Origin of the sequence: Streptomyces sp. NPDC051940, assembly GCF_040680895.1 — a bacterium.
In the GTDB taxonomy this organism is placed as follows: Bacteria; Actinomycetota; Actinomycetes; order Streptomycetales; family Streptomycetaceae; genus Streptomyces.
On sequence record NZ_JBFAXR010000113.1, the window covers coordinates 17,429 to 28,377 of the forward strand.

At 74.4% G+C, this 10,949-nt stretch carries 2 protein-coding genes; both read left to right on the plus strand.

The window, feature by feature from the left end:
* Positions 1-34 precede the first annotated feature (34 nt).
* Positions 35-10,432, plus strand: coding sequence for a type I polyketide synthase (locus AB0M28_RS31435; RefSeq protein ID WP_365412555.1), 10,398 nt, complete (start codon positions 35-37; stop codon positions 10,430-10,432).
* Between the two features lie 191 nt (positions 10,433-10,623).
* On the plus strand, positions 10,624-10,949 hold a 326-nt coding region (locus tag AB0M28_RS31440; RefSeq protein ID WP_365412557.1), incomplete at its 3' end, for a beta-ketoacyl synthase N-terminal-like domain-containing protein.

The following is a 10,949-nucleotide window of genomic DNA, read 5'->3' on the forward strand; positions in this document are numbered from 1 at the left end:
GCAAACCGCAACCGAAGCGAAGTCGAGGATGACCGTGAGCACATCGGTGGACAAGGTCGTCGAGGCCCTGCGCAAATCGCTCACCGACAACGAGCTGCTGCGCCGGGAGAACGCCCGCCTGACGGCCGAACGGCGCGAGCCGGTCGCCGTCGTCGGCATGGCCTGCCGCTTCCCCGGCGGCGTCACCACGCCCGAGGGGCTGTGGCGGCTGGTGGCCGACGAGAAGGACGCGGTCACCGGCTTCCCCACCGACCGCGGCTGGAGCCCCGACGTGTACGACCCGGAACCGGGCGTGCCCGGCCGGACGTACGCCCGCGAAGGGTGCTTCCTGCACGACGCGGCCGACTTCGACGCCGCCTTCTTCGGCATCAGCCCGCGCGAGGCCCTGATCATGGACCCGCAGCAGCGGCTGCTGCTGGAGACCGCCTGGGAGGCCGTGGAACGGGCGGGCATCGACCCGGCCTCGCTGAAGGGCAGCCGGACCGGCGTCTACGCGGGCGTCATGTACCACGACTACGCGGACGGCGCCGCCGGCAGCTTCGTCTCCGGCCGCACCGCCTACACCCTCGGTCTCGAGGGCCCGGCCATCACGGTCGACACCGCCTGCTCGTCCTCCCTGGTCACCATCCACCTGGCCGCCGAGGCCCTGCGCCGCGGCGACTGCACGCTGGCGCTGGCGGGCGGCGTGACGGTGATGTCCACGCCCGACATGCTGGTGTACTTCAGCGGACAGCGCGGGCTGGCCCCCGACGGCCGCTGCAAGTCCTTCGCCGACGGCGCCGACGGCACCGGCTGGGGCGAGGGCGCCGGCATGCTGCTGCTGGAACGGCTCTCCGACGCCCGCCGCAACGGGCACCCGGTGCTGGCGGTGGTGCGGGGCTCGGCGATCAACCAGGACGGCGCGTCCAGCAGCATGACCGTGCCCAACGGCCCGTCCCAGCAGCGCGTGATACGGGCCGCGCTGGCGGACGCCGGCCTCACCGCCGCCGACGTGGACGCGGTCGAGGCGCACGGCACCGGCACGAAGCTCGGCGACCCGATCGAGGCCCAGGCGCTGCTCGCCACCTACGGCCGCGACCGCGACCCGGAGCGTCCGCTGTGGCTGGGGTCGATCAAGTCGAACATCGGGCACACGCAGGCCGCCGCGGGGGTCGCCGGCGTGATCAAGATGGTCATGGCGGTACGCCACGGTGAACTGCCCCGCACCCTGCACGTGGACGCGCCCACGCGGCAGGTCGAGTGGGACACGGGCAGCGTGCGGCTGCTGAGCGAGGCGCGCGCCTGGGAGGCCGCCGGGCGTCCGCGCCGGGCGGGGATCTCGTCCTTCGGACTGAGCGGGACGAACGCGCACGTGATCGTGGAGCAGGCGGAGGAGGAGCAGCCGGCCGAGGAAGCGCCGTCGACGCCTCCGGCGGTGGTGCCGTGGGTGGTGTCCGCGTACGGTCCGGAAGCACTCGCGGAGACGGCGGGACGGCTGGCGTCCGTTGCCGTCGCCGGGCGGGAACGGCCGGTGGACGTCGCGTACTCGCTGGCCACGGGGCGGGCTCGGCTGGAGCATCGGGCGGCGGTCGCGGTGGCCGACGGTGCGGAGGCGGGGCGCGCGCTGGCGGCGTTGGCTGCCGGTGATCCGGCTTCGGGTGTGGTGACCGGTCGGGTGGTCACCGGGGGCAAGACCGCGGCGTTGTTCACGGGGCAGGGTGCGCAGCGGCTGGGGATGGGGCGGGAGTTGTATGCCACGTTCCCAGTGTTCGCTGCGGCTTTCGACGAGGTGTGTGGGGCGCTGGACGCGCATCTGGAGCGGCCGTTGCGGGATGTGGTGTGGGGTGAGGATCCGGCGGTGCTGGAGGGCACGGGGTTCACGCAGCCTGCGCTGTTCGCTTTCGAGGTGGCGCTTTGGCGACTTGTCGAGTCGTGGGGTGTACGGGCGGACGCGGTGGCCGGTCACTCGATCGGCGAACTCGCGGCCGCGCATGTGGCGGGGGTCCTGTCGCTGGAGGACGCGGCGCGTCTGGTGGCGGCTCGCGGACGGCTGATGCAGGCCCTGCCGGCCGGTGGCGCGATGGTCGCGGTGCAGGCGAGCGAGGCTGAGGTACGGCCCCTGCTCACCGACGCCGTATCGCTGGCGGCCGTCAACAGCCCCACGTCCGTGGTCGTTTCGGGCGACGAGGCTGAGGCCCTGGCGATCGGGGAGCACTTCAAGGCGCAGGGTCGCAAGTCGACGAGGCTGAAGGTCTCGCACGCGTTCCACTCCCCGCTGATGGAGCCGATGCTTGCCGAGTTCGCGGCGGTCGCCGAGTCCGTGACCTTCGCCGAGCCCCGCCTCAGCTGCGTCTCCACGGTCACCGGACAGCCAGCCGAGTGGACCTCGCCGTCGTACTGGGTGAACCAGGTCCGTGAGGCGGTCCGCTTCGCCGACGCCGTACAGACCCTCAAGGCCCAGGGCGCCACCCGCTTCCTGGAGCTCGGCCCCGACGGCATCCTCACCGGCCTGCTCCAGCAGAACCTCGACCCCGAGCACATCACCGTAGCCACCGCCGCCTCCCGCAAGGACCGCCCCGAACCCCAGGCCCTGCTGACCGCACTCGCCCAGCTGTACGTCACCGGCACGCCCATCGACTGGGCGGCGTACTACGAAGGCACCGGTGCCCGCCGCGTAGACCTCCCCACGTACCCCTTCCAGCGCACCCGCTACTGGGTCGACGCCATCACCCTCACCGCTCACGTGCCCGCCGCCGGGCTCGCCTCCTCGGAGCATCCGATGCTCGGCGCCGTGGTGAGCCTCGCCGAGTCGGACGGGGTGGTGCTCACCGGGCGGTTGTCCGTCGCCTCGCAGCCCTGGCTGGCCGATCACATGGTGCAGGGTGTCGTGCTCTGCCCGGGGTCCGGGCTGGTGGAGATGGCGTTGCGGGCCGGGGCGGAGGCCGGCTGCTCGCGGCTGCTGGAGCTGGCGCTGCACGCGCCCCTGATCCTGCCCGAGCAGGGCGGCGTCGCCGTCCAGGTCGTCGTCGGTTCCGAGGACGAGTCGGGCCGGCGCACGGTACGGATCCACTCGCGCGGCGAGGACGGACCCGACCAGCCGTGGACCCTGCACGCCGAGGGCCAGTTGACGGCCCGGGAGACCGAGCCCGAGCCCTTCCCGGAGGCCGCGTGGCCGCCTGCCGGGGCACAGGCGCTGGAACTCGACGGGGTGTACGACACCCTCGCCGAGCGCGGGCTCGACTACGGGCCGGTGTTCCAGGGCCTGAAGGCCGCCTGGCGGCGCGGCGACACGCTGTTCGCCGAGGTGGCGCTCCCCGAGGCCGAGGAGGGAGCCCGGTACGGGCTGCACCCCGCGCTGCTGGACTCGGCGATGCACGCCGCGTTGCTGGCCGACACCGGTGGCGGCACGCTGCTGCCGTTCGTCTGGCGGGATGTCACCGTCAACCAGGCGGGAGCGGGCGAACTCCGGGTACGCCTCACCCAGCCGGGGCCCGACCTGCTCGCGCTGGACCTCGCGGACGAGACGGGCCGGCCGGTGGCCTCGGTGGGCGGGGTCGTGGCCCGGCCCGTGTCCCCGGCGCAGCTGGCCGGTTCGGCCGGTGAGCCGCTGTTCCACGTCGAGTGGCAGCCCGCCGCCGGGACCCCGGACGCGGTGCCGGAGTGGGCCGCCTGGGAGGCGCTGGCGGAGGACGGGGCGGTCCCGCCGCTCGTCGTCCTCGCATGCGACCCCTCCGACGGCGAGGTCACCGCCGACGTCCCCGCTCTCGCGGACCGGGTGCTGGCCGTCGTACAGGAGTGGCTGGAACAGGAGCGCTTCGCGCAGGCCACGCTCGCCGTGGTGACGCGGGGTGCCGTGGCCGCCGTGGAGGGCGAGGACGTCGACGTACGGCAGGCTCCCGTCTGGGGTCTGGTGCGGGCGGCGCAGGCCGAGCATCCGGGGCGCTTCCGGCTCGTCGACACCGATGCGGAGCCCGACGCCGCGCTCGCCACCGGTGAGCCGGAGACCGCCGTACGCGACGGTCAGCTGCTCGTTCCCCGGCTCGCCCGCACACCCTCGGGCGACGGCACCGCGCCCTGGGACGCCGACGGCACCGTGCTCATCACCGGTGGCACGGGCGGGCTGGGCGCCCTGGTCGCCCGGCATCTGGTGGCCGAGCACGGCGTACGTCATCTGCTGCTGGCGGGTCGCCGCGGGCCCGACGCCCCGGGAGCCGCCGAACTGCGGGCGGAGCTGGAGGAGTCGGGAGCCGAGGTGTCCGTGGCCGCCTGCGACGTGGCGGACCCGGCGGCGGTCGCCGCACTGCTCGACGGTATCGACGCGGCACACCCGCTGCGCGGGCTCGTACACGCCGCCGGCGTGCTCGACGACGGCATGGTGACCGCCCTCGACGCCGCCCGCCTCGACCGCGTCCTGCGTCCGAAGGCCCTGGCCGCGTGGCAGCTGCACGAGCTGACACGGGAGTTGCCGCTCACGGCGTTCGTGATGTTCTCCTCCCTGGCCGGCACCCTCGGCTCGACGGGACAGGCGAACTACGCCGCCGCCAACGCCTTCCTGGACGCTCTCGCCGCCCACCGCCGCGCCGCCGGACTCCCGGCGTCCTCGCTGGCCTACGGCCTCTGGGACTCGGCGAGCGGTCTCGGCACCGGCCTGGCTGACGCGGACGCGGAGCGGATGCGGCAGGCCGGCACCCCGGCGGTCAGCGAGGCGCAGGGGCTGGCGCTGTTCGACCGGGCCGTGTCCTGTGGGCGGGCCGCCACCGTGCCGGTGCCCTTCGACCTCCAGGTGCTGCGCGGACACGGCGACACGCTGCCCGCCCTGCTGCGCGGGCTGGTCCGCGTACCCGGACGTGCCGGGGCCCGGACCGGGAGCGGCGGCGGGGCCAGGAGCCGACTGGCCGCGCTCGATCCCGCCGAGCGCCCGGAGGCCGTGCTGGAGCTCGTACGTGCCAAGGTCGCGGCCGTCCTCGGCCACGCCTCCGGCGACGCCGTCGAGCCCCAACGCGCCTTCGACGAGCTGGGCTTCGACTCCCTCACCGCCGTCGAACTGCGCAACCAGCTCGACGCCGCCACCGGCCTGCGGCTCCCGGCCACGCTCATCTTCGACTACCCGACCGCGCAGGCGGTCACCGGCCACATCCTGGAACTCCTCGAAGGCGTACGGGAGACGGCACCGGCCGTCGCGTCCGCACGGGTCACCGACGACGACCCGATCGCGATCGTCGCCATGGCGTGCCGCTTCCCGGGCGGCGTGGCCACGCCCGAGGACCTGTGGCGGCTCGTCGCCGAGGGCACGGACGCCATCGCCCCGCTGCCCGACGACCGGGGCTGGGACCCCGGACTGTACGACCCGGAGCCGGGCGTGCCCGGCAAGACCTACAGCCGGGCGGGCGGCTTCCTGTACGACGCGGCCGACTTCGACGCGGACTTCTTCGGCATCTCCCCGAACGAGGCGCTGATCATGGACCCCCAGCAGCGGCTGCTGCTGGAGACCTCCTGGGAGGCGCTGGAGCGCGCGGGCATCGACCCGGGCTCGCTGAAGGGCAGCCGGACGGGCGTGTACGCCGGGGTCATGTACCACGACTACGGCGGCGGCACGGCGGGCAGCATCGTCTCCGGCCGCGTCTCGTACACCCTGGGCCTGGAGGGCCCGGCCGTCACGGTCGACACGGCGTGCTCGTCGTCGCTGGTGGCGCTGCACATGGCGGCGCAGGCGCTGCGGACCGGCGAGTGCTCGCTGGCCCTGGCCGGCGGGGTGACCGTGATGGGCACGCCCGACATGCTGGTGTACTTCAGCGAGCAGCGCGGCCTGTCGCCGGACGGCCGGTGCAAGTCCTTCGGCGCGGACGCCGACGGTACGGGCTGGGGCGAGGGCGCGGGCGTCCTGCTGCTGGAGCGGCTCTCGGACGCGCGGGCGAGCGGGCATCCGGTGCTGGCGGTGGTACGTGGCTCGGCCCTCAACCAGGACGGCGCGTCCAACGGCCTCACCGCCCCCAACGGCCCGGCGCAGCAGCGGGTCATCCGGGCGGCGCTGGCGGATGCCGGACTGGGCGCCGCCGACGTGGACGCGGTCGAGGCGCACGGTACGGGCACGAAGCTGGGCGACCCGATCGAGGCGCAGGCGCTGCTGGCGACGTACGGGCAGGGGCGCGAGGCCGATCGTCCGCTGTGGCTGGGATCCGTCAAGTCGAACTTCGGGCACACCCAGGCCGCCGCGGGCGTCGCGGGGATCATCAAGATGGTCATGGCGATGCGGCACGGCACGCTGCCGCCTTCGCTGCACGCCGACTCGCCGAGTACCCAGGTGGACTGGACGGCGGGCGACGTACGGCTGCTGAGCGAGGCGCGCGCCTGGGAGGCCGCCGGGCGTCCGCGCCGGGCGGGGATCTCGTCCTTCGGGCTGAGCGGGACGAACGCGCACGTGATCGTGGAGGAGGTCGAGGAGCCGGCGCGGACCGAGTTGGTGGTGTCGGGGTCCGTCGTGCCGCTGCTCGTGTCGGCGAAGTCGGCCGCCGGACTGGCGGCGCAGGCGGGGCGGCTGGCTTCGGTGGCGGGGGAGTGCGCGCCGCTGGACCTGGGCTACTCGCTGGCTACGTCGCGGGTGGCGATGGAGTACCGGGCCGTGGTGCTGGACGGCGGAGTGGAGACGCTGACGGCGCTGGCTGCCGGCGATCCGGCTTCGGGTGTGGTGACCGGTCGGGTGGTCGCGGGTGGCAAGACCGCGGCGTTGTTCACCGGGCAGGGTGCGCAGCGGTTGGGGATGGGGCGGGAGTTGTATGCCGCGTTCCCTGTGTTCGCCGGGGCTTTCGATGCTGTGTGCGGGGCGCTGGATGCGCATTTGGAGCGGCCGTTGCGGGATGTGGTGTGGGGTGAGGATGCCTCCGTGCTGGAGGGGACCGGCTTCACGCAGCCTGCGCTGTTTGCTTTCGAGGTGGCGCTTTGGCGTCTTGTCGAGTCGTGGGGTGTACGGGCGGACGCGGTGGCCGGTCACTCGATCGGCGAGCTGGCCGCGGCGCACGTGGCCGGGGTGATGACCCTGGAGGACGCGGCCCGGCTTGTCGCGGCTCGCGGTCGGCTGATGCAGGCCCTGCCTCCGGGTGGGGCGATGGTCGCCGTACAGGCGAGTGAGGACGAGGTACGGCCCCTGCTCACCGATGCCGTGTCGCTGGCCGCGGTCAACAGCCCCACGTCCGTGGTCGTCTCCGGCGACGAGGACGAAGCGCTGGCGATCGGCGAGCACTTCAAGGCTCAGGGTCGCAAGGCGACGCGGCTGAAGGTCTCGCACGCCTTCCACTCCCCGCTCATGGAGCCGATGCTCAAGGACTTCGCAGCGGTCGCGGAATCGGTGACCTTCGCCGAGCCCCGCCTGACCTGCGTCTCCACGGTCACCGGGGACCAGACGACCGACTGGACCTCGCCCGAGTACTGGGTGAACCAGGTCCGCGAGGCGGTCCGCTTCACGGACGCCGTGACCAGCCTGCACGCCATGGGCGTAACCCGCTTCCTGGAACTCGGCCCCGACGGCATCCTCACGGGCCTGCTCCAGCAGAACCTCGACCCCGAGGACATCACCGTCGCCGGGGCGGCCGCCCGCAAGGACCGCCCCGAACCCCAGGCGCTCGTGGGAGCCCTCGCCCAACTCCACGTCAGCGGCGCCCCCGTGGACTGGCCGGCGTACTTCGACCGCACCGGCGCCCGTCGGATCGACCTGCCGACGTACCCCTTCCAGCGCACCCGCTACTGGATGACCGCCCCGGCCTCGGCCGGCGGCGCGGCGGATGCCGGGCAGACCGCGCTCGACCATCCCGTGCTCCGGGCCGTGGTGCCCCTTCCCGACGACGGCGGGGCCGTGCTCACCGGCCGGATCTCCGCCGCCACGCACGCCTGGATCGCCGACCACGACGTGCTGGGGCGGGTGCTGCTGCCCGGCACCGGCTTCGTCGAACTCGCGCTGCAGGCGGGGGAGCGGACCGGCTGCCCCGTGCTGGAGGAGCTGACCCTGCACGCCCCGCTCATCCTCCCCGAGCGCGGCGGCATGGCCGTACAGGTGGTCGCCGGAGCCGCCGACGACTCCGGCAGGCGGACCGTCACCGTGCACTCGCGCCCCGACGACGAACCCGATCTGCCCTGGCTGAGGCACGCCGAGGGCGTGCTGGCCGAGGCCCCGGCCGACGCACCGGCCGCCCGCGCGGAGGCATGGCCGCCGCCCGGTGCCACGCCGATCCCGGTGGAGTCCGCGTACCCGGACCTCGCCGACCTCGGCTACCACTACGGCCCGGCGTTCCAGGGACTGAAGGCCGCCTGGCGGCGCGGCGACGACCTCTACGCGGAGGTCGCGCTGCCGGAGGGCGAGCACCCGGCCGCCCGGCGGTTCGGGCTGCATCCGGCGCTGCTCGACGCGGCGATGCACGTGGGGCTGCTGGACATCCCCGGCCGTGAGGGCGGCGGGCAGACGCTGCTGCCGTTCGCCTGGAACGGCGTGACGCTGCACGCCGCGGGCGCGGACGCGCTGCGCGTGCACCTCGCCCCCGTGGCGCAGCAGGACGGGCTGACGCTCGCGGTCACCGACGCCCAGGGACACCCCGTCCTCGCCGTGGAGTCGCTGCTCTCGCGGCCGGTGTCCAGCGAACAGCTGGGCGCCACGGGCCCGGACGACGCCCTGCTGCACATCACCTGGCAGCCCGCCGCGGCCACCTCGGGGACGGCGCCCGAGTGGATCGAGTGGGACGAGGCGGCAGCCCTGCCCGACGACGCGGTCGTGCCGCCGCTCTGCGTCCTGTACTGCGCCGACAAGCCGTCCCCCGACCCGCTGTCCGACGTCCGCGCCGGCACCGGCCGGGTGCTGGCCGTCGTACAGCAGTGGCTGGCGCAGGAGCGGTTCGCCCAGTCGACGCTCGCGGTGGTGACGCGTGGCGCGGTGGCGACGGCCGACGGCGAGAACGTGGCCGTGGAACAGGCCCCGGTGTGGGGGCTGGTACGCGCGGCGGAGGCGGAGAACCCGGGGCGGTTCGTGCTGGTGGACACCGACGACGGGGTCGGTGCCGCGCTCGCCTCGGGCGAGCCGGAGGTCGCCGTACGCGGCGGGCAGCTGCTCGTACCCAGGCTGACCCGTCTCCACCTGCCCGACGAGCTCCCGGACCTGCCGCTCGACCCCGACGGCACCGTCCTCATCACCGGCGGCACCGGCGGACTCGGCGCGCTGCTCGCCCGGCACCTCGTGGCCGAGCACGGCGTACGCCGTCTGCTGCTGACCAGCCGGCGCGGCCCCGACGCCCCCGGTGCGGCGGGCCTGCGCGACGAACTGGCCGCGCTCGGCGCGGACGTGACCGTCGCCGCCTGCGACATGTCGGACCGGCAGGCGGTCGCGGACCTCGTCGGGGGAGTCGACCACCCGCTCCGGGCCGTCGTCCACGTCGCCGGCGTGGCCGACAACGCCCTGGTCGCCGCGCTCACCGACGAGCAGCTGGACCGCGTCCTCGCCGCGAAGGCCGACGCCGCCTGGCATCTGCACGAGCTGACGGCCGGTCTGGAGCTGACCGCGTTCGCCATGTTCTCCTCCGCCGGCGGCCTGGTGATGGCGGCCGGTCAGGGCAACTACGCCGCCGCGAACGTCTTCCTCGACGCCCTCGCCCAGCACCGCCACTCCCTCGGCCTCCCGGCGACGTCCCTCGCCTACGGGCTGTGGGACGTGGACACCGGGCTCGCGGGCGGGCTCGGCGACGCGGACCTGGAGCGGCTGCGCCGCGCCGGTACGCCCGCGCTGCCGGCCGACGAGGCGCTCGCGTTGTTCGACGCCTCGCTGCGGTCCGGTCACGCGGTGACCGTGCCGCTGCGCACCGACCCCGCCGCGCTGCGGGCCCGTGGCGGCGCGCTGCCCGCTCTGCTGCGGGGGCTGGCCCCGGCTCCCCGCCGGCGTCCGTCGGCCGGGGGGCCGCGGGCCGGCGACCTCGCCCAGCGGATCGCGGGGCTCGGCCCCGAGGACAGCGCGCAGCTGGTCCTGGACGTCGTACGGGCCCAGATCGCGGCCGCCCTGGGGCACGCCTCGGGGGACGCGATCGAACCCGACCGGGCATTCGGCGAGTTGGGATTCGACTCGCTGGCCGCCGTCGAATTGCGCAACCAGCTGAATGCAACCACGGGGCTGCGGCTTCCGGCCACGCTGATTTTCGACTATCCGACGGCCGCGGATGTCGCCGCCTACATCGGGCAGCGCATCAAACCGGCCACACCGGTTTCGGAAATCCCCTGGGAATCCGAGATCAGCCGGCTGGAAGAGATCCTGAGAGCCGCGGCCGGCACCGGGGCGGAGCAACTCGCCGCCCGGCTGCGCGCGCTCGCGGACCAGCTCACCCCGGGCGGTCCGGCGGCACCCGCCGACGACAGCGACCTGACCGGGGCCACCGCCGACGAGCTGTTCGACATCCTCGACGGCGAGCTGGACCTGCCGGGTGCCTGAGTGGCCCCCTTTGCCGCGATCAGGGGTGGCAGGGGTCGGCTAAGGGTTGGCCGGCCCCTGGGCCCTCAGTAGCGTTTCTGACTGTTCAGCGGCTTTGTCCGGCGGTCGGCGGAAATCCGCGGACGGCCGAGGGAAATCCGCGTGTGACGCGAGTGAGTCGCCAGAGTTTCGGACCGAAGGAGTAGGTCTCGGTGAGCAACGAGCAGCGACTTCTCGAATATCTGAAGCGCACCACCGCCGAATTGCGCGAGACGCGCCGGCGGCTGGAGGAGGCCGAGCGCGGCGGCGCCCCGCGCGGCACCGACCCGGTGGTGGTCGTGGGCATGGGCTGCCGCTACCCGGGCGGTGTCACCTCCCCCGAGGGGCTGTGGCGGCTGGTGGCCGACAGCACCGACGCCGTGACCGCGCTGCCCGCCGACCGCGGCTGGGACCCGGACGTGTACCACCCGGAGCCGGGCACCCCGGGCCGGACCTACGGCCGCGAGGGCGGGTTCCTGCACGACGCCGCCGACTTCGA